At 71.6% G+C, this 20870-nt stretch carries 15 protein-coding genes; 11 read left to right on the top strand and 4 right to left on the bottom strand.

Going from position 1 to position 20870, the window contains the following annotated elements:
* Positions 1-79: 79 nt before the first annotated feature.
* Complete coding sequence (locus tag VSH64_RS12310; protein WP_326835696.1) at positions 80-2128, bottom strand: MDR family MFS transporter; 2049 nt, start codon at positions 2126-2128, stop codon at positions 80-82.
* Positions 2129-2253: 125 nt separating this feature from the next.
* Between VSH64_RS12310 and VSH64_RS12305 the strand changes: the two genes are divergently transcribed.
* On the top strand, positions 2254-3390 hold the full coding sequence (locus VSH64_RS12305) for a threonine synthase (protein ID WP_326835695.1): 1137 nt from the start codon (positions 2254-2256) through the stop codon (positions 3388-3390).
* A gap of 10 nt (positions 3391-3400) precedes the next feature.
* Here the strand turns inward: VSH64_RS12305 and VSH64_RS12300 are convergent, their stop codons facing one another.
* The gene (locus VSH64_RS12300) at positions 3401-4339 is read right to left on the bottom strand and encodes a catalase family peroxidase (RefSeq protein WP_326835694.1); all 939 of its coding nucleotides are present in this window, start codon (positions 4337-4339) and stop codon (positions 3401-3403) included.
* A 271-nt stretch (positions 4340-4610) separates the two neighbouring features.
* Between VSH64_RS12300 and VSH64_RS12295 the strand changes: the two genes are divergently transcribed.
* The 7 genes from VSH64_RS12295 (at position 4611) to VSH64_RS12265 (ending at position 15813) form a co-directional block, all read left to right on the top strand.
* Complete coding sequence (locus VSH64_RS12295; protein ID WP_326835693.1) at positions 4611-6002, top strand: amino acid permease; 1392 nt, start codon at positions 4611-4613, stop codon at positions 6000-6002.
* A 108-nt stretch (positions 6003-6110) separates the two neighbouring features.
* The gene (locus VSH64_RS12290; protein ID WP_326835692.1) at positions 6111-7109 is read left to right on the top strand and encodes a LacI family DNA-binding transcriptional regulator; all 999 of its coding nucleotides are present in this window, start codon (positions 6111-6113) and stop codon (positions 7107-7109) included.
* A 97-nt stretch (positions 7110-7206) separates the two neighbouring features.
* The gene (locus VSH64_RS12285) at positions 7207-8496 is read left to right on the top strand and encodes an ABC transporter substrate-binding protein (RefSeq protein WP_326835691.1); all 1290 of its coding nucleotides are present in this window, start codon (positions 7207-7209) and stop codon (positions 8494-8496) included.
* Positions 8493-9464 (top strand): carbohydrate ABC transporter permease, encoded by a 972-nt coding sequence (locus VSH64_RS12280; RefSeq protein ID WP_326835690.1) that lies wholly within the window; start codon positions 8493-8495, stop codon positions 9462-9464. Before VSH64_RS12285 ends, VSH64_RS12280 begins: the two co-directional genes overlap by 4 nt.
* Complete coding sequence (locus VSH64_RS12275) at positions 9461-10285, top strand: carbohydrate ABC transporter permease (protein WP_326835689.1); 825 nt, start codon at positions 9461-9463, stop codon at positions 10283-10285. Before VSH64_RS12280 ends, VSH64_RS12275 begins: the two co-directional genes overlap by 4 nt.
* A 9-nt stretch (positions 10286-10294) precedes the next feature.
* A complete protein-coding gene (locus VSH64_RS12270; protein ID WP_326835688.1) occupies positions 10295-13165 on the top strand; it encodes a glycoside hydrolase family 2 TIM barrel-domain containing protein in 2871 nt (956 codons plus the stop codon).
* Entirely contained in the window at positions 13162-15813 is a 2652-nt protein-coding gene (locus tag VSH64_RS12265; protein WP_326835687.1) for a glycoside hydrolase family 38 N-terminal domain-containing protein, read from the top strand. Before VSH64_RS12270 ends, VSH64_RS12265 begins: the two co-directional genes overlap by 4 nt.
* Before the next feature lie 3 nt (positions 15814-15816).
* On the opposite strand, the gene VSH64_RS12260 is transcribed toward VSH64_RS12265, so the two are convergent.
* On the bottom strand, positions 15817-16503 hold the full coding sequence (locus tag VSH64_RS12260) for an NUDIX hydrolase (RefSeq protein WP_326835686.1): 687 nt from the start codon (positions 16501-16503) through the stop codon (positions 15817-15819).
* Positions 16504-16586: 83 nt separating this feature from the next.
* Here VSH64_RS12260 and VSH64_RS12255 point away from each other — a divergent pair, with 83 nt between their 5' ends.
* Together VSH64_RS12255 and VSH64_RS12250 are read left to right on the top strand one after the other, a co-directional pair.
* Entirely contained in the window at positions 16587-17588 is a 1002-nt protein-coding gene (locus VSH64_RS12255; protein WP_326835685.1) for an SPFH domain-containing protein, read from the top strand.
* Positions 17585-18439, top strand: coding sequence for an NAD(+)/NADH kinase (locus tag VSH64_RS12250; protein WP_326835684.1), 855 nt, complete (start codon positions 17585-17587; stop codon positions 18437-18439). The genes VSH64_RS12255 and VSH64_RS12250 overlap by 4 nt, the downstream gene beginning before the upstream one ends.
* On the opposite strand, the gene VSH64_RS12245 is transcribed toward VSH64_RS12250, so the two are convergent.
* On the bottom strand, positions 18396-19229 hold the full coding sequence (locus tag VSH64_RS12245; protein ID WP_326835683.1) for a helix-turn-helix domain-containing protein: 834 nt from the start codon (positions 19227-19229) through the stop codon (positions 18396-18398). The genes VSH64_RS12250 and VSH64_RS12245 overlap by 44 nt on opposite strands.
* 91 nt (positions 19230-19320) lie before the next feature.
* Between VSH64_RS12245 and VSH64_RS12240 the strand changes: the two genes are divergently transcribed.
* Positions 19321-20148 carry an SDR family oxidoreductase gene (locus tag VSH64_RS12240; RefSeq protein WP_326835682.1) on the top strand — a complete coding sequence of 276 codons (828 nt, stop codon included), beginning with the start codon at positions 19321-19323 and terminating at the stop codon, positions 20146-20148.
* The last annotated feature ends 722 nt before the right edge of the window (positions 20149-20870 follow it).

Raw genomic sequence — 20870 nt, 5'->3', positions numbered from 1 at the left:
ATAGGGGGTGTACGTCGAGGCGATGCTAACGCCCCGCCCGTAACGCGGGAGTTTTCTCCGTTTTTCACCCCCGAACCGGTCAGACCAGAGCGTGCCGACCGCTGCGCTCGGCATCGGCGCTTTGGTCCAGCACCCGCTGGGCCACCCGGCCTATCGCCGCGTCGAGTTCGGCGCGGTCGCCGGTGCCCCAGTCGGCGAGGCGCTCGGCCAGCCAGTCGCGCCAAGAACGCACGAGCTTGCCGAACTCGTCGCGCCCGGCGGCGGTGAGCACCCAGCTGCCGCCGGAGAACCCGAGGTACCCGGTGAGCTCGAGGCGCGCGAACGCGGGCTCGAGAACCTGCGGGGGCACGCCGTAGTGCTGCCCGATCGCCGTGAGCGTGGCCGGCTCGCCGCGCCGCTCGCGCAGGTGGACCTGCACGAGGCACCACAGGCCGCCGTGGTCGAGCTCGGATCCCGAACGGGCGGCGATGGCCGGCGCGACCTTGCGGCGCTCGCGGAAGAACAGCGTGGCGACGGCGCGTTCGAGCTCTCGGTCGTGATCGCGCGCCTCGGGCATCCCGAACCCGTCGCCGAGATCGGGCGCCGCGGCGCGGGACGTGTCGCGCAGCGGCACCTCCTTGAGGAAAAACGCGAGCGCCAGCGCGACCAGACCCACCGGTGCGGCGGACAAGAACACCACATGGAGCGAATCGCTGTAGGCGCCGATCACGGGCTGTGACACCGACGCCGGCAGCTGGTGCAGCGCCTGTGGCACCTGCGTGGCCCGTGGGTCGACGCCCGGCGGCAGCGGGTGCGCGGCCAGCGCGCCGGCCAGGTTCGGCGCCAACTGGTTGGCGTAGACCGTGCCGAAGATCGCCGCGCCGAACGAGCTGCCGATCGAGCGCAGGAACGTGACGCCGGAGGTGGCGACGCCGAGGTCGCGGTAGTCCACGGTGTTCTGGACCGCGATGGTGAGCACCTGCATGCCGAGGCCGATCCCGAGGCCGAGCACCGCCATGTACAGGGCCGACTCCCAGAACCCGGTGTCCGGGCCGAGCCGGGAGAGCAGGTACAGCCCGGCCGTCATCAGCGCCGAGCCGACCAGCGGGAAGATCTTGTACCGGCCCGTGCGGCTCACGAGGTTGCCCGACAGGATCGACGCGAAGAGCAGCGCGAGCACCATGGGCAGCAGTCGCACGCCCGACGAGGTCGCCGACACGCCCTGTACGTACTGCATGTAGGTCGGCAGGTAGGACAGCGCGCCGAGCATCGCGAAGCCGACCACGAAGCTCATGATCCCGGCGACGGTGAACACCGGGTTCCGGAACAGCCGCATCGGCAGCATCGGTTCCTTCGCCCGCAGCTCCACCAGCACGAACAACCCGAGCAGCACGATCGAGCCGATCGCCATGCCGATGATCGTCGGCGAGCCCCACGCGTACGTGGTGCCGCCCCAGCTCGTGACGAGCGTGAGCCCGGTGGCGGCGAGGCCGATCAGCAGGATGCCGAGGTAGTCGATCACCGGCTTCAGCTTCGCCCGCGCGTTGGGCATCGCCGAGGCGGCCACGATCAGCACCACGACCACGAGCGGGATGTTCACGTAGAACGCCCAGCGCCACGACAGGTGGTCCACGAAGAAGCCGCCGAGCATCGGCCCGGCCACGGTCACCACGCCGAACACCGACCCGAGCGCGCCCTGGTACTTGCCGCGCTCGCGCAGCGGCACCACGTCGGCGATGAGCGCGGTCGAGGTCACCATCAGGCCGCCGCCGCCCAGGCCCTGCACGGCGCGCCACACGATGAGCCACACCATGCTGTCGGCGAACCCGCAGAAGAACGAACCGACCCCGAAGATCACCACGGACAGCTGGAACATCAGCTTGCGGCCGAACAGGTCGCCGAGCTTGCCCACGACCACGGTCATGATCGTCTCGGCCAGCAGGTACGCGGTCACGACCCACGAGAGGTGGCCGGCGCCGCCGAGGTCGCCGACGATGGTGGGCAGGGCCGTGCCGACGATCGTCTGGTCGAGCGCCGCGAGCAGCATGCCGAGCAGCACGGCACCGAACACCGCGTTGATCTTCCGCCGCGACAGGCCCGCCCCCAGCGAGGCCGGCTCCTCCTGCGTCACCTCGGCGGTGGCCGTCATGCGCTCTCCTCGTGACCCGTCCGGTGGTCGTTCCCGCGGGTCCACCGTAGGGCGAGGTGTCCACTGTGGATAGCCACTCGTTACGGTGACGAGGGCACCGGTGCGGCGTCACATTGACCGGACGGGTGAGCGTGACCAGAGTGTCCCTCGTGGACTACGTGGACGAACGATCCGGCCGCCGCTACCCGCTCGACGCGCTGCGCTGGTGCGGCGACGACGGCGCACCGCTCACGGTGGAGCCGCTGCCCGGCATCACGCGCGAGCAGGTGGACACCGCCACGCGCTCGCTCTGGCGCTACCGCGCGGCGCTGCCGGGTGCGCTTCGGCCGATCTCGCTCGGCGAAGGCTGCACGCCGCTGGTCGAGCGGCCGTGGCGAGGGCACGCCACGCCGTTCAAGCTCGAGTGGTTCAGCCCCACCGGCAGCTTCAAGGACCGCGGCAGCAGCGTCATGCTGTCCGCGCTGGCGCAGGCGGGCGTTCGCGAGGTCCTCGAGGACAGCTCGGGCAACGGCGGATCATCGGTGTCGGCGTACGCGGCCGCCGCGGGCATCACGGCCACGATCCTCGCGCCCGAATCGACGTCACCGGCGAAGATCCTGCAGAGCCGCGCGTACGGCGCGACCGTGGACCTGGTGCCGGGCACGCGCGACGACACCGCCGCCGAGGCCCTGCGCCGCTCGGGCGAAACCACCTACGCGAGCCACAACTGGCACCCGTTTTTCCTGCAGGGCACCAAAACGCTGGCGTATGAGCTGTGGGAGGACTTCGGCTTCACCGCGCCGGACACGGTCGTGACCGTGGCCGGCGCGGGCAGCATCGTGCTCGGTCTCGACCTCGGGTTCGGCGAGCTGCTCGCGGCCGGCGCCATCACGAAGCGACCGCGGCTGCTCGTGGCCCAGCCGGCGAACTGCGGCCCGATCGACGCGGCGTTCCGCGCCGGAGCCGAGGGTGCCGTGCCCACGCAGTTCGCGCCCACGATCGCCGAGGGCACCGCCATCCGCGAGCCCGTCCGCCTGCCCGAGGTGCTCGCCGCGATCCGCCGCTCGGGCGGGGCGACCGTGGCGATCACCGAGACCGAGATCGCCCGCGCCGCCCGCGAGCTGCCCCGGATCGGCCTCTACGCCGAGCCGACCAGCGCCACCGCGGCGGCCGCCGTCGACGTCTTCCGCACCGAGGGGGTGCTGGTGCCCGGCGAGAGCACCGCCGTGATCCTCACCGGCTCGGGGCTGAAGGCGGCCGCCACGATGGGCACGCTCGTCTGAGCGGCCCGGCTCAGCGGTCGTGGCTGCGGCGGTCGTAGGACACGGCGTAGATCGCGCTGCGCGCGGCCAGGATCGGGTCATCGGACAGCTCGATGCCCTCGGTGAGCAAGGTCGGGTCGAAGACCTGGGCGTTCCAGTGCTTCTGGTCGGTGACCTCGGCGGTGATCGCGAGGCGCCCGGCCGTGATCTCGGTGCGCTCCTCGGGCCACACGAGCGTGGCGTCGTTCGTCGGGTCGCCGGGCTCGCCGAGCTGCACCTTGAGCGTGAACTCCACCGGGCCGCGCGCGAGCCGTTCGCCGAGCTCGCCGGTGAGGTGCTCGGCCGACCAGTCACCGCCCTCGCCCGTGGCCAGCACATGGTCGCCGGCCTCGGGCACCCAGCGGTAGCGCACGGCACGCCGGGAACCGTCGGCGGCGCGCCAGAAGAACGCGTGGATCGCCCAGTACGTGGTGGTGCCGTAGCTGATCGGCGTGGGCAGCTGCGAAGCGGTGAACAGCCCCGGGCCCGCGCTCGGGTGCGCCCCGACGTGGGCCTGCACCTTGCCGAGGTCGGGCGCGCCGGTGGCCGGGTCGGGCTCGGCCGCCTTCAGCAGCGCGAGGAAGTCCTCCGGCGTCGCGGCGATGAACCGGTCGATGTTCACCCCGACGACGTCGGTGTTGCCGCCCCCGGGCAGGTGGAACTTCACGGCGAGCCCGCGCACGGCCGTGCCGGCGTCGGCCAGGTGCGGGTTGGTGTCGGTGTGCGAGAACCGCACGGTCGCGCGCACCGGCTCACCGCTCAGGTGCGCCGCCGTGGTGAGGTCGGCCGCGGCGCCGGACGGGACGAACGTGGCGTCGTAGCAGACGCCCCGCGCGTGGGCCCGGCGGTAACCCGGGTAGGTGCCCTTCAGCTGCTCGATCTCGTCCACGATGGACACGGAGAGCTGGGACGCAGGCAGTTCGGTGGTCATGGCGTGAACGTAACGGCGCTCGCCCGGGCGCGCCCGCGGATCTACCCGGGCGGCCACGGAAGTGTTCCTGAAGGTGCCCGCGAACGCGAGAACCATTCCGGAATGGCCGGTCAGCGGAAATCAAGCCTTGATCAAGTCGCCGGAAGAATGGCGGCCCTGTCAAATCGAGGGAGCGTTTTCCGGTGATTTCCCCAGCGTGACTTGTCGCACACCTTAAGTCTTCCTAGGTGCGCTTGGTCACGCGCGCCGGTACCGCTAGCGTCACGCAACCATGGATTCCACAGTGGTCGCCAAAGACGGCGACACCTACACGAAAGCACTGGGCAACCGCCAGGTGCAGATGATCGCGATCGGCGGCGCGATCGGTGTCGGGCTCTTCCTCGGGGCCGGCGGCAAGCTCCAGCAGGTCGGTCCTTCGCTGGTGCTCTCCTACGCCATCTGCGGCATCGCCGCCTATTTCGTCATGCGCGCGCTCGGCGAGCTCGTTCTGCACGAACCGAGTTCCGGAAGTTTCGTCACCTACGCTCGCAAGTTCATCGGGCCGTGGGCCGGGTTCGTGTCCGGCTGGATGTACTGGGTGAACTGGGCGATGACCGGCATCGCCGAGATTACCGCCGTCGCGATCTACGTGCACAAGTGGCTGCCGAACGTGCCGCAGTGGATCACCGCGCTGGTGGCGCTCGGCGTGCTGATCGGCGTGAACCTGGTGAGCGTGAAGCTGTTCGGGGAGCTGGAGTTCTGGTTCTCCGTGGTGAAGGTGCTCGCGATCGTGGTCTTCCTGATCACGGCGATCGGGCTCGTGTTCGCGGGCGCCGACATCGGCGGCACCACCGCCGGCGTGCACAACCTCACCGACCACGGCGGCTTTTTCCCGGCCGGCATCGGCATCGCGCTGATGACGCTGCAGGCCGTGATCTTCGCGTACTCCGCGATCGAGGTCGTCGGCATCGCCGCGGGCGAGACCAAGGACGCGCGCAAGGTGCTGCCGAAGGCCATCAACGGCGTCGTGTGGCGCATCGGCGTGTTCTACGTCGGCTCGGTGCTGCTGCTGGCGATGCTCATGCCGTGGTCGTTCTACAACGGCGGGGAAAGCCCGTTCGTCACCGTGTTCTCGCGCCTCGGTATCGGCGGCATCGGCGACGTGATGAACGCCGTGGTGCTCACGGCCGCGCTGTCCTCGTGCAACTCGGGGCTCTATTCCACGGGCCGCATCCTGCGCGCGCTGGCCGACCACGGCGAGGCGCCGAAGTTCGTCGGCAAGATGAACAGCCGCCACGTGCCCTATGGCGGCATCCTGTTCACGTCGATCGTCTACGTGCTCGGCGTGGTGCTGAACTACATCGTTCCGCAGGAGGCGTTCGACATCGCGATCGCGGTCGCGTCGCTCGGCGTGGTGGCCACCTGGGCCACGCTCATCTACTCGCAGATGCGGATGCGCCAGGCCGCGCTGCGCGGCGAGGTCGAGCGGCCGAGCTACCGGATGCCGGGTGCGCCCTACACCGGCTGGGCCACGCTCGGGTTCCTGCTGCTGGTGGTCGTGCTCATGGGCTTCTCCGACGGCGCCGAGAAGATCGCGTTCTACTCGATCCCGGTGCTCGTGGTGGTGCTCGCGGTCGGCTGGCGGATCGTGTCGCGCCGCAAGCGCGCCCACGCCGAAGCCTGATCCGCGCACCGCACGCGCCCGGCCGGGCACCGCTCCCGGCCGGGCGCGTGCGGTGCGGGCATACTCGGACGCGGCGGCGCGGACGCGTCGTCTGGCGGGAGGTCCGTGATGGTGTCGTCGGAGGCGTCCCGGCGGGTGACGATCCACGACGTCGCGCGCACCGCCGGGGTATCGCGGCAGACGGTGTCGCGGGCGCTCAACGACAAGGGCGAGATCGACGGCGGCACCAAGCAGCGCGTGCTCGACGCGGCCCGGGAGCTCGGCTACCGGCCCAGCCGCTTCGCCCGCGGACTGGTACGCCAGGACACCACCACGATCGGGCTCGTGATCCCGGACCTGCTCAACCCGTTCTTCACCGAGGTCGCCGCCGCCGCGCTCGAAGCCGCGCGCGCCCGCGGCTGGCACGTGGTCGTGTACGACACCTCCGACAGCGCCGAGGAAGAGCTCGGCACACTGCAGGTGATCGGCTCGCAGGTCGACGCCGTGGTCGGCTACTTCAGCCGGCCCGAGGACGAGCTCGACCGCTTCACCCGCGGCATCCCGGTGGTGCTCATCGGACGCGAGCACCACACGCCGCGCTTCAGCTCGATCCGCGTCGAGGGCGCCGAGGGCGTGAAGGCCGCGATCACGCACCTCGTGAACGCCGGTCACCGGCGCATCGGCATGCTCGACCACGCCGGGCGAGCCGAGCCGAGCGTCCGGCGCGACTGGTTCGCCGCCGCGGTCGCCGCCCACGGCCTCGAAGCCGAGGTCGTGGAGCGCGCCGCCCAGTCGGTGGACGGCGGCGCCGGCGCCCTGGAGGCGCTGCTGGCCGAACACCCCGACGTGACGGCGGTGTTCACGTTCAACGACATCATCGCCATGGGCGCCCTGCGCGCGGCCCGCCGGCTCGGCCGCCGGGTGCCCGACGACCTCGCCGTGGTCGGGTTCGACGGCCTGCAACTCGGCACCGTCGTGGACCCGGCGCTGACCAGCGTCGCGCTCGACACGCGCCGGCTCGGCGCGCTCGCGATCGACCAGGTCGCCCGCCTGCTCACCGGCGCCACTCCCCTCTCGGCCGACGAGCTGGTCGTGCAGGCCCAGCTGCTGGTCCGCGAATCCGCCTGATCTTCCCCGCTTGACACCCCGCGCGGCCTCGCGCACACTTCCGAGCAATCCGTGAACGTTCACGGGAACGTTCACGGAGCTTCCCGGAGGGTCCCCGATGACGTTGACTCGACGACGGTTCCTGACCGGCGCGGCGGCACTCGGCGCCGCGGCGTTCGGGGCAGGCGCCTGCACCAGTCCCACCACCGCGAACCCGGGGCGGATCACGCTCTGGTACACCTCGAACGGCCTGTCCGACACCGTGCTCGGCGAGGCCGTGAAGCGCTTCGCCGCCGACAAGCTGACCCCTTCGCAGGTCAGCGGCGAACTGAAGCAGCGGCTGCTCGCCGCACTGGCCGGCGAGGCCTACCTGCCCGACATCACCATGCTCGGCGACGACATCGCCACGTACTTCGCCGACACCGATCACTTCGTCGACCTGAACACCCTCGGCGCGGGCAGCGTGCGCGACGAGTACCTGCCCTGGAAGTGGCAGGCCGGCGCGAGCCCCGAGGGGTTCCAGCTCGGGTTCCCGGTCGACGTCGGCCCGGCCGCCCTGTACTACCGCCACGACCTGTTCACCCAGGCCGGGTTCCCCGGCGAGCCCGACGACGTGGCCGCGGCGACGGCCACGTGGGACGACTACTTCACGTTCGGCACGAAGCTGCAGAAGAAGCTGCCCGGGCGGTACCTGATCACCGACACCAAGACGGTGTTCACGTACTCGCTCGCGCAGGAGCCGCGCAAGTACTTCGACCGCGCCAACCACTACCTCGACGACCAGTCGCAGGTGCGCCGCGCGTGGGACCGGGCCGTGCAGGCGTTCCGGATGGGCCTCACCGCCGGGTACGCGGGTTCGCAGAGCGTGAACGGCCAGTCGATCGACCGGCACGCGGCCTGGAACAGCGGCAAGGAGCTCAGCTTCGTCAACGCGTCCTGGATCACCGGCGAGCTCAAGGAATCGGCGCCGGGCACCTCGGGCAAGTGGCGCGTGTGCCGGCCGCCTGGCGGCGCGGGCAACCAGGGCGGTTCGTTCCTCGCGATCACGAAGTACTGCCCCGACCCGCACGCCGCGTTCGAGATCGTGAAGTGGCTGCAGTCGCCGCAGATCCAGCCCCAGAACTACCTGGAGCTCGGGCTCTTCCCGCCCAGCCCGTCGGCCTACTCGGATCCGCGGCTGCTCGCGCCCGAGCCGTTCTTCGGCGGCCAGGTGACGATGGACGTGTTCTCGACGATCGCCCGGGACGTCAAGCCCGTGTACTTCAGCCCGTGGGACATCTCGATCAGCGACACCTACACCGACGAACTGACCAATGTGGAAAGCGCCGGCAAGGATCCCGAACAGGCGTGGCGTGATGCCCGCGCCGCGGTGGAACGCCTGCTGCGCCGCCAGGGGGTGCTCTCGTGACCGCGATCCTGCCCGCCGAGACGGCCGGTGTCCGCCGCGCGCCGGCCCGCCAACCCGCGCACGGCCGCCGCAAGCGGTGGCGTTACCTGCCGCAGTACCTGGCCGTCGCGCCGTTCTTCGTGCTCTTCGCCATCTTCGGCGTGTACCCGGTGCTCTACTCGCTGTACCTCGCGCTGCAGCGCTGGGACGGCGTCGGCCCGATGAAGTTCGTCGGGCTGGAGAACTTCGCGTTCCTGCTGTCGGACACCACGTTCTGGGACTCGATCGGCAACACCCTGATCATCTGGGTGATGTCGACGGTCCCGATGACGGCGCTCGCCCTGCTCATCGCCGTCGGGCTCAACTCTTCGGTGCGGTACAAGGGCCTGCTGCGGGTCGCGTACTTCCTGCCGAACGTGACCTCGATCGTGGCGATGTCCCTGGTTTTCGGCTCGATCTTCTCCGACGAGTTCGGGATCCTGAACTGGTTCCTGGGCCTGTTCGGCATCGGCACCGTCGACTGGCTGAGCGATCCGTGGGCCATCCGCGGCGCGATCTCGATCATGATCATCTGGCGCTGGACCGGCTACAACGCGATCATCTTCCTGGCCGGCCTGCAGGCGCTGCCGCCGGACGTGTTCGAGGCCGCGCGCATCGACGGCGCGGGCCCGGTGCAGACGTTCTTCCGCATCACGCTGCCGCTGCTGCGGCCGGTGCTGCTGTTCTCCGTGGTGATGTCGGCGATCAACGGGCTGCAGATCTTCACCGAGTCGCAGGTGCTGCTCGGCAACCGCGGAGGTCCCGCGGGCGCGGGCATGACGATGGTCCTCTACTTCTACAACACGGCCTTCGCGGACAACGACTTCGGCTACGGCGCCGCGATCGCGTGGGGCATCTTCGTGGTGGTCGTCCTCTTCTCGATCCTCAACTGGCGGCTCGTGATGCGGCCCGAGCGCGGTCAGGTCCAGACCAAGGGAGCCGGCCGATGACGACCAGGCGCGCTCGGGTACTCACGCTGGTGGCGCTGATCGTCGGCGCGTTGATCACGCTGTTCCCCTACTACTGGCTCGCCGTGATGGCGTCCAACACCACCGCCGACATCTACGCGACCCCACCGCGGCTCACGTTCGGCGGGCACCTGTTCGCCAACATCGGCGAGGTGTTCGCGAAGATCGACTTCTTCGGCTCGCTGCTCAACACGCTGATCGTCGCCGTGGTGACGACGCTGCTGGTGTTGTTCTTCGACTCGCTGGCGGCGTTCACCTTCGCCAAGTACGACTTCCCGGGCAGCAACGTGCTCTTCGGCATCCTGCTCGCCACGTTCGTGGTGCCCACGCAGCTCTCGGCGATCCCGCAGTTCACGCTCATGGCGAACTTCGGCTGGGTCGGCGATCTCAAGGCGCTGATCATCCCCGCCGCCGCCAACGCGTTCGGCATCTTCTGGATGCGCCAGTACGCCCGCGGCGCGATCCCCGACGAACTGCTGGAGGCGGCTCGGGTGGACGGCGCGGGCTTCTTCCGCACGTACCTGTCGGTCGGGCTGCCGGTGCTGCGCCCGGCGCTCGCGTTCCTCGGCATCTTCACCTTCGTCAACGCCTGGAACGACTACCTGTGGCCGCTGGTCGTGCTGATCGACTCCAACCACGTGACGCTGCAGGTCGCGCTCTCGCAGCTGCAGGGCGTGTACGTGAAGGACTACAGCGTGGTCATGGCCGGCACGCTCGTCGCGATCGTGCCGTTGATCATCGTGTTCCTCTTCGGGGCCCGCCACTTCATCCGCAACATCGCCGCCGGCGCCCTCAAGGGCTGAAAGGAACCCATGTCGTCGTCGTACGTCGAAGATCCCGCTCCCGGCCCCGGCTCGCTACCGCCCCGCGCCGCCTTCTCCTCCGGCGCGCGGTCGGTGAGCCTGGCCGGGACGTGGCGGTTCCTCCTCTCGCCCTCGCCGGCGGCAGCGCCGGACGGGATCGAGCGCGACGACTTCGACGACCGCGGCTGGACCGGGCTGACCGTGCCCGGCCACTGGCAGCTGCAGGGCCACGGGAACCCGGCCTACACCAACGTGCGCTACCCGTTTCCCGTGCGGCCGCCGCTCGTGCCGTCGGACAACCCGACGGGTGATCACCGGCTCGTGTTCGCCCTGCCGGACGACTGGCCGGACGAGCCCGCGGTGCTGCGGTTCGACGGCGTCGACTCGTGCGCGCGGGTGTGGCTAAACGGCGAAGAGCTCGGCGTGACCCGCGGCAGCCGGCTGCCGACGGAGTTCGCGGTGGGCCCGTTGCTGCGCCCGCGTGGCAACGTGCTGGCCGTGCGCGTGCACCAGTGGTCTTCGGGCAGCTACCTCGAAGACCAGGACATGTGGTGGCTCTCGGGCATTTTCCGCGCGGTCACGCTGCTTTCGCGCCCGGTCGGCGGTGTCGAGGACTACCAACTGCACGCGGACTACGACCACGTGAGCGGTCTGGGCACGCTGTCGGTCACCGCGGCGGAGGGCGTGCTGCTCAGCGTGCCGGAGCTCGGGGTCGAAAACCTGCCGGCCGGTGCGGTCACGCAGCTCGCGGTGGAGCCGTGGAGCGCCGAATCACCGCGGCTCTACCACGGTGAGGTGCACACCGCGGCCGAGCGAGTGCCGGTGCGGATCGGGTTCCGGACCGTGGCGATCGAGGACGGCGTGCTCACGGTGAACGGCCGCCGCGTGTTGTTCCGGGGCGTGAACCGGCACGAGCACCACCCGCGGTTCGGGCGCGCGCTGCCGCGGGAGTTCGCGCTGGCCGACGTGCTGCTCATGAAGCGGCACAACGTGAACGCGGTGCGCACCAGCCACTACCCGCCCGACCCGTACTTCCTGGAGCTGTGCGACACCCACGGGCTGTGGGTGATCGACGAGTGCGACCTCGAGACCCACGGGTTCGGCGAGCTGGACTGGGCGGGCAACCCGAGTGACGACCCGCGCTGGACCGAGGCGTACCTCGACCGGATGCGCCGCACCGTCGAGCGCGACAAGAACCATCCGTCGATCGTGCTGTGGTCCCTCGGCAACGAGGCGCACACCGGCCGGAACCTCGCCGCGACGGCCGCCTGGACCCGCGAGCGCGACCCGTCGCGTCCGGTGCACTACGAAGGCGACTTCGAGTGCGAGTACGTGGACGTGCACAGCCGCATGTACGCCGACCACGCCGAGGTGGACCGCATCGGCCGCCGCGACGACCCGAACGAGCGCCGCCGGTCGCTGCCGTTCCTGCTGTGCGAGTTCGCCCACGCGATGGGCAACGGGCCCGGCGGGCTGCTGGAGTACCGCGAGCTGTTCGAGCGCTACCCGCACGTGCAGGGCGGGTTCGTGTGGGAATGGCTCGACCACGGACTCGCGCGCCACGACGAGGACGGACGCGAATACTTCGCGTACGGCGGCGATTTCGGCGAGCTGATCCACGACGGCAACTTCGTGATCGACGGCCTCGTGCACCCCGACCGCACGCCCTCCCCCGCGCTCGCGGAGTTCGCGAAGGTCTTCGAGCCGGTGCGGATCGGTGCCGGCGCGGGCGGGGTGCAGATCGAGAACCACCACGACGTCGTCGGGCTCGCGCACCTGGTGTTCCGGTGGAGCCACGAGCACGACGGGCTCGAGAGCTCGGCCGGTTCGCTCGCCGTGCCGGAGGTCCTTCCCGGGCAGAGCGTCGACGTGCCGCTGCCCCCGCTGCCCCCGCTGTCCACGGTGGCGGGCGAAGGGGTGCTGACCGTGCGTGCGGAGCTCGCGGCGGACACCGCGTGGGCGAGTGCCGGCCACGTCGTCGCCTGGGGCCAGCTGCCGCTCACGACCGCCACTGCGGCGCCACCGGCTGCCGGGACCGTGCTGGTCCGGGACAGTGGTTCGCTGCGGCTCGGCCCGGGTGTGTTCGACGCGGACACCGGCCGGCTGGTCGCGCTCGGCGGCCACCGCGTCGAGGGACCGCGGCTGGACCTGTGGCGCGCGCCGACGGACAACGACCGCGGGTCCGACGAGCCGGAAGCCGGCCAGTGGCGGGCGGCCGGGCTGCACCGCCTGCAGCACCGCGTGGCCGAAGTGGACGGAGGTGGTTCGGCACTCGTGGTGCGCACGCGGGTCGCGCCGCCGGGGCTCGGGTTCGGCATGCTCGCCGACTACCACTGGACCGCCGACCACGACCGGCTCCGGCTGCGCGTGGATGTGGAACCCGAAGGCGACTGGCCGTGCACGCTCCCGCGGCTCGGCCTGCGGATGGCCGTGCCCGGTGCGCTGGGCAGCGTCGAGTGGTTCGGCGCCGGCCCCGGCGAGGCCTACGCGGACAGCCGGCAGGCCGCTCGGATCGGCCGGTTCTCCTCCACAGTGGACGCTCTGCAGACGCCGTACGTGTACCCGCAGGAAAACGGCAACCGCGCCGACGCGCGCTGGCTGCGCGTCACGTCCGCGAGCGGCGCGGGGATCCGCATCGAAGGCGAGCCGGTGTTCGACTTCACCGCGCGGCGCTGGACGTCGGAGGAGCTCGACGCCGCGCGCCACACCGTCGACCTGGTGCCGGGTGAGCTCGTGCACCTCAACCTCGATCTGGCGCAGCACGGGCTCGGCACCGCTTCGTGCGGGCCCGGCGTGCTGCCGCGCTATCGCCTGCACGCCCAGAAGGCGAGCCTCACGCTCACCTTCTCCCCCATCACGCCTGAAGGAGCCGCGCGATGACCGGTGCGCCCGAGGTCCGCCTCGTCCCGCACACGCACTGGGACCGCGAGTGGTACGAGCCGTTCCAGCGCTTCCGCCTGCGCCTGGTCGACCTGCTCGACGAGGTGCTCGACCGCGCCGAGGCCGACCCGCGCTTCCGGTTCACGCTCGACGGGCAGATGGCGGCGGTCGACGACTACCTCGAGGTGCGCGGCGAGAACCGCGACCGGGTGGCCGCGCTGGTGGCGTCGGGTCAGCTCGCGGTGGGGCCGTGGCAGATCCTGCTCGACGAGTTCCTGGTGTCGGGCGAGAACATCGTGCGCAACCTCGAGCTCGGCTGGGCGCGGGCGACCGAGCTCGGCGGCGCGATGCGCGTGGGTTACCTGCCCGACGAGTTCGGTCACTGCGCGCAGATGCCGCAGATCCTGGCCGCCGCCGGGTTCGAGCACGCGTGCGTGTGGCGCGGGGTGCCCGCCGGCGTGCCCGGGCACGCGTTCCGCTGGACGGCGCCGGACGGCAGCTCGGTGCGCGTCGAATACCTCGCCCGGGGTTACGGCAACGCGGCCTACGTGTTCTCCGATCCGGGATTCTTCACTTCCCGCATGGCCGAGCTCGGGCGGCGGCTGCGGCCGGAGTTCGGTGCCGACCCGGTGCTCGCGATGTACGGCACCGACCACTCCGCGCCCGTCGGCTCGCTGGTGAAGCTGGTCGCGGGCCTCGATCCCGCGTCGGTCGACGTGCGGATCACCACGCTCGCGGAGTACATCGGCGCGCGCGACGCCGCGGATCCGACGCTGCCGGTGGTGCGCGGTGAGCTGCGCAGCCACGCGGCGGCCAACATCCTGCCCGGTGTGCTTTCGGTGCGCCCGCAGCTGAAGCAGGCGATGGCCCGGGCCGAGCGGCTGGTCGAGCGCTACGCCGAGCCGTTCGCCGCGCTGTTCTCCGCCGAGTGGCCGCAGCGGTTCCTGGACCTGGCGTGGTGGCGGCTGGTCGACGCGTCGGGGCACGATTCCGTGACCGGCTGTGGGGTCGACGAGACGGCGACGCAGGTGTTCGCGCGGATCAGCGAAGCCGGTCACCTCGGGCAGGCGGTGCGCGACCGCGTGGCCGGCCGGCTCGCGCGGACCGTGGCCCGCGATGCGGTGCTGGTGCTGAACCCGACGCCGGCGGCTCGCCGCGACCTGGTGACGGTGGACGTCGAGGTGCCGTGGGACGAGGTCGCGCTGGAGCTGCCGGACGGGACGCGGCTGCCGGCGCAGGTGGAGTCCCGTGCTGCGGAGCTGCTGCACGAGGAAGCCGCTGCGGGCGCCGACCTGGGGCTTTTCCTCCCGCGGATCCACGGGCGCGAGCTGTTCGGACTGGAGATCACCGGCTGGCGCTGCGACCCGGCCGAGCGGCTGCTGGAGTTTTCGGTCGCGCGCCACGGCGGTGAGGAACCGTTCGACGTCGAGGCCGTGCGAGCGGCGGTGACCGGCGCGACGGGTGCGTGGACGATCCGCATCCGCCAGGCCGCGCGGCGGACGGTGACCGGTTTGGTCGACGTGCCGGCGCTGGGCTGGACGTCGGTGCGGGTTGTGCCCGGGGTGGTTGCTGCCGGACTTGATCCGGTGGCGGTCGAGGTCACCGACGACGGTTCACTCCGGATCACGGGCGCCGACGGCACCGTGCTCGACGGCGTGGGCCGCCTCGTCGACGGCGGCGATCGCGGTGATTCCTACAACTACGCGCCTCCTGGCACCGACACGCTGGTCACGGAACCGGAGTCCGTGCGGGTGATCCCCGGCGTCGACGGGCCGCTGCGCCGGACGTTCACGGTCGAGCGCACCTACGCCTGGCCGGCGGCGATGGACTGGACCGCGGACCGGCGCACCGGGTCGACGGCGCGAAGCACCGTGACGATGCTGGTGGACGTGCGCGCGGGCGAGCCGTTCGTGCGCCTCGACCTCACCGTCGACAACGCCTCGCGCGACCACCGGCTGCGCTTCCACGCGCCGCTCGCCCGCGCGGCTTCTTCTTCCCACGCCGAAGGCCAGTTCGCCGTGGTCGAACGCGGCTGCACCGCCGAGGGCGGCTTCAGCGAGTACCCGATCCCGACCTTCCCGGCCCACGGCTTCGCCGACGCCGGCGGCACCGCGCTACTGCTCACCCAGGCCTGCGAGTACGAACTGCTCGACGACGCGCTCGCGCTGACGGTGCTGCGCACGAGCGGCCAGCTCAGCCGCAACGTGCACCCGTACCGCGAGGAACCGGCCGGCCCGCAGATCCCGACGCCGGACGCCCAGCAGATCGGCACCACGACCGTGCAGCTCGCCGTGCTGCCCCACGACGGCGATTGGCGGTCGGCCGGCCTCCTCGACGCTGCCGAGCGCTACCGCCACCCGCTGCACACCACGCTCGGCACCGGCCCGCTCGACGCACCACCGGCGGCGCACTTCGGCTTGTCCGTGGACGGCGCGATGCTCACCAGCGTCCGCCGTCGCGAGGGCGCGCTGGAGGTGCGGCTCGTCGCTCAGTCTCCGGACGCGACGACTGCCGTCGTACGGGGTCCGTTCACTTCGGCGCAGCGGGTGGACCTGCTGGGCCGGCCGGGTTCCGCGGTGCCCGTCACGGACAGCGCGTTTCAGCTTCCTCTGCGCCCGTGGGAAATCGCGACGGTCCGCCTGGCCTGACCCTCAGCCCCGGGTCCGCAGCATCGGCGGCGACAGCAGCTCGGCCGGTCCCGTGCGGTACAGCCGCGCGGGCCGGCCGCCGTCGCGGGTCGTGGTGGTGCCGACGGGTTGCAGCAGCCCGTCGGCACCGGTGACCTTGCGGTGGAAGTTGCGCGGGTCCAGCCGCGTGTCCCACACCAGCTCGTACACGCGACGCAGCTGCGCGACGGTGAACTCCGGGGGGCAGAACGCGGTGGCGAGCGAGGTGTACTCCAGTTTCGCGCGGGCGCGTTCGAGCCCGTCGGCGAGGATTTTCGCGTGGTCGAAGGCGAGCGTGGCGGGGTCGAGGCTCGCGACCGGGGTCCAGCGGGCGTCTGCGGCGTCCGTGCCGGCCTGGGGCACCGGCAGGTCCGGCGCGAGCGCGAGGTAGGCGATGGTCACCACGCGCAGCCGGGGATCGCGGCCCGGGTCGCCGTAGCCCGCGAGCTGTTCGATGTGGACGGTGCCGGGCGCGAGGCCCGTCTCCTCCGCCAGCTCGCGCCGCGCGGCCGTGTCGAGGTTCTCGTCGGCGAGCACGAAGCCGCCGGGCAGGGCCCACGCGTCACGGAAGGGCTCGATGCCGCGCCGGACCAGCAGCACGCACAGCTGCTCCTGCGTGATCGTGAGCACGACGAGGTCCACGGTGACGGCGCTGGGCGGGAACTGGTCCATCCTCCGCACCCTACCCGCATAATGTCAGCTTGACGAAAAGACCTCCGGACCCATATCGTCACGGCGACGATAAGGAGGTCCCCATGGTGGACATCAAGCGCAGGTTCGGGTTCCGGCACCTGCGGGGTGTGCCGACCGCGCACATCCGGCACCTGCGCGGCGGCAAGCTCGTGCACGACGGCACCGGGCTGTCGTTCTGGTACCGGCCGCTCTCGGCCGCGCTGTCGGAGATCCCGGTCGACGACCGCGAGCTGCCCCTGCTCTTCCACGCGCGCACGGCCGACTTCCAGGACGTGACGGTGCAGCTCGCGCTCACGTTCCGCGTGGTCGACCCGGCACTGGCCGCGCAGCGCCTCGACTTCTCGGTCGACCCGGACACGGGCCGCTGGCGCGGCGATCCGCTCGCGCAGATCAGCGGGCTGCTGACCGAGAACGTGCAGCAGTACGCCCTCGACGTGCTCACCCGCACGCCGCTCGCCGAAGCGCTGGTCGACGGCGTCACCGCGGTGCGCGACCGCATCCGCGCCGGGCTGGCCGACGAGGACACGCGGCTCGCGCAGACCGGTTCGGCCGTGCTCGACGTGCGCGTGGTGGCGATCCGCGCCGAGCCGGAGGTCGAGAAGGCCCTGCAGACCACGGCCCGCGAGAAGGTGCAGCAGGAAGCCGACCGCGCGACCTACGAACGCCGGGCGCTCGCGGTGGAACGCGAGCGTGCGATCGGCGAAAACGAGCTCCAGAACAAGATCGAGCTCGCCCGGCGCGAGGAGCAGCTGCTCGCGCAACGCGGTGCCAACGCCCGGCGGCAGGCCGAAGAAGCCGCGGCGGCGGACCACATCGAGACCGAGGCGCGCGCGAGCCGGGAAGCGCGGCTGGCGCAGGTGAAGGCCGAGGCCACGCGCACGTTCGGCGAAGCGGAAGCGGCCGGGGAAGCCGCTCGGCTGGCCGCGTACCGCGACCTGCCCGAGCAGGTGCTGCGGGCGTTGGCGGTGAAGGAGCTGGCGGCGAACCTGCCGAAGATCGACAGCCTCGTGCTCACCCCCGACCTGGTCGCCCCGCTGCTGGCCCGGCTGGGGCTCGGGTCGTGAGCCTCGCGCCGCGAGCCGTGGTGGTGCACCGGCGCACCGAGCTCGACGAGCTGCTCGCGCGGCACGGCACGCTCGGCCAGGCGGAGTTCTTCCTGAACACGCGCGGCCGTTCGCTGGACGACGTCGTGGCCGCCGACGCGGCGCTGCGGCGGACGTTGGTCGAGGTGTCCTCCGCCGTGCCGCTCGACTGGCGCCGCGGCAGCGTCGAGCGCGCGGACCTGTCGCGGTTCCTGTTCACGCCGGAGGACGTGGTGCTGGTCGTCGGGCAGGACGGGCTGGTGGCGAACGTCGCGAAGTACCTGTCCGGCCAGCCGGTCGTCGGCATCACGCCCGGCGCGCCGGGGATCCTGGTGCGCCACCCGGCCGAGGCGACCGCGGATCTGCTGCGGTCCCGCGACTCCGTCGAGCGCCGCACGATGGTGGAGCTGACCGCCGACGACGGCCAGACGTTGCTGGCGCTCAACGAGATCTACCTCGGCCACCCGAGCCACCAGACCGCGCGCTACCGCCTCGGCGCGGAACGCCAGGCGTCCTCGGGCCTGTTGGTCGGCACCGGGACGGGGTCCACCGGCTGGTGCCGTTCGGTGTGGCAGGAGCGGCACAGCGCGCTGCGCCTGCCGGCCGTCGACGAGCGCCGGCTCGTGTGGTTCGTGCGCGAGGCGTGGCCCTCGCCGACCACGGGCACCTCGCTCACCGAAGGCGAGCTGACCACGTCTTCGCTGACCGTCGACGTGGAGTCCGATCACCTCACGGCGTTCGGCGACGGGCTCGAGAACGACGCCGTCACCGTCACGCGCGGGCAGTCGGTCACGTTCGCCCCGGCGGCGCGGGCGTTCCACCTGGTCCGCTGAGCAGCGTTCGCAAGGCCTTCTCCGACGGGGTGCCGGGCTCGGCCTGGTAGACCACCAGCAGCTGGTCGTCGGCGCCGCTGACCGCGAACTTGTCGTACTTCAGCTCCAGTTCGCCGACGTCCGGGTGGCACAGGTGGTGCGTGCCGCCGCCGGGCTGGGGGCGCACATCGTGGCGTGGCCAGAGATCGCGGAACAGCTCGCTCTCGGCGGAGAGCTCCTCGACCAGCTCGGCCAGGTGCGGATCGTCGGGCGTGCTCCCGGCGCGCAGGCTCGCGACGAGCCCGCTCACCCGCGCCTCCCAGCCGGTGAAGAACCGCTGTGCGGCAGGCTCGAGGAGCACGGCGCGCAGCAGGTTCGTGCCCGGTGTGTACACCGGCGACAGCGCGGCCGCGATCGGGTTGGCGGCCAGCACGTCGAGGTAGCGGCCCTGCACGTACGCCGGCGTGAGGTCCCAGGTGCCGATCAGCCGGGTGATGCTCGGGCGCACGGGATCGTCGCTCGGCGTGCCGCGGCGGCTTCGGTGCGCGGCGAGGCCGTGCAGGTAGGCGGTGGCTTCGCGGTCGAGGCCGAGCACGCGGGCCACGGCGTCGAGCACCTGCGCCGACGGGTTGCGGTCGCGGCCCTGCTCCAGGCGCGTGTAGTACTCGGTGCTGATGCCCGCGAGCATCGCCAGCTCGTCGCGCCGCAGCCCGGCCACTCGCCGGTGGCTGTTCACGGTGATCCCGACGTCCTCCGGCCGCACCTGCTCACGCCGTGCGCGCAGGTATTCGCCGACCACGTTTCCCGCCATGGCGTCCACGATAATTCGCCGAGGGTGGCCCTGCCGGCACCCCTGTCGGCGGGGGCTGGCCGGTGCGTCGCCGCGCGCCGAAGCTGGAGGCATGACACGGACCTGGCTCATCACGGGCGTGAGCACCGGCTTCGGCCGGCACCTCGCCGAACAACTGCTCTCCGCCGGCGACCGCGTCGCCGGCACCGTCCGCCGGCTCGACTCGGTGGCCGACCTGGTCGCCACCTACAGGGCCGCGTTCCACGTCGCCCCGCTGGACCTCACCGACACCGCCCGCATCCGCCCGGTCGTCGACGCGGCCCACGCCCACTTCGGCCGGCTTGACGTCGTGGTCAGCAACGCCGGCTACGGCCTCATGGGCGCCGCCGAAGAACTCACCGACGAGCAGGTGCGCCACCAGCTCGACACCAACCTCCTCGGCTCCATCCAGCTCATCCGCGCCGCCCTCCCCCACCTGCGGGCCGACGGCGGCGGCCGCATCCTCCAGCTCTCCTCCGTCGGCGGCCAGGTCGCCTTCCCGGGCGGCTCCCTCTACCACGCCACCAAGTGGGGCATCGAAGGCTTCGCCGACGCCCTCGCCCCGGAAGTCGCGCCGTTCGGCATCGGCGTCACCCTCGTCGAACCGGGCGGCGCCCGCACCGAATTCCGCTACGGCAGCTCCGTCCTCGCCCCGGCGATCGACGCCTACGCCGCTTCTCCGTCGGCCCGCATCCGCCAGGTCCTCGAAGACCGCACCGCCCTGTCCCTCGGCGACCCGGCCCGCATGGCGGCCCTGATGATCGCCACCGTCGACCAGACCCCGGCACCCCGCCGCCTGGTCCTGGGCAGCGACGCGTGGACGGCGATCACCGGCGCGTTGGAGAAGCGGTTGGAGGAGGTGCGGGAGCAGAAGAGCGTGGCTTTCTCTACGGATCTGTAGGTTCGGGTTCGGTGTGGCCTCGGCGGTGGGGCCCGGCGCGTCTCTCGCTGTGCCAGTGGCACTGTCAGCTTGGCAAGCCGAGGGTTCCGCTGTCGGTGCCTGGCATCGACCGGAGGTGATGTGCCGGGTGCCGCACCGCCATCACCGGCCGTTCCACACGGTTTGCCCGCCTCCGGCAAGCCCGAGTCTCGATCACAGGTCCGTCTGAGTCGGGTGACCTCCGATCGCGCTCGGCCAGGCGACTCGCCGCCGATGTCCGGCCAAACGCCTGTCCCACGGCCGACGGCAAGCCCGAATCCCAATCGCAGATCCTCTTAGTCGGCGGGACCGCCGATCGCGCTCACCCGGGCGTCCCGCCGTCGGAATCCGGCCGCACGCCTTGCCCACGACCGAAAGCAAGCCCGCGTCCCGATCGCAGATCCGCTTAGTCGGCGGGACCGCCGGTCGCGCTCGCCTAGGCGTCCCGCCGCTGCAATCCGGCCGAACGCCTCGTCCACGGCCGAACGCAAGCCCGAGCCCGATCACAGGTCCCCTGAGTCGGCCAGACTTCCCGTCGCGCTTAACTAGGCGCCTCGCCACCGAAATCGGGCCGCACGCCTTACCCACGGCCGATCGCAAGCCCGAGCACCCATCACAGATCCCCCGAGCCAGCGCGACCGCCCGTCGCGCTCGCCCAGACCTCCCGCAGCCGAAATCCGGCTACACGCCTCGCCCACGACCGA

The sequence above is a fragment of the Amycolatopsis rhabdoformis genome (assembly GCF_035918295.1).
Lineage (GTDB): Bacteria > Actinomycetota > Actinomycetes > Mycobacteriales > Pseudonocardiaceae > Amycolatopsis > Amycolatopsis rhabdoformis.
This window is presented reverse-complemented; position numbering and strand designations above follow the sequence as displayed.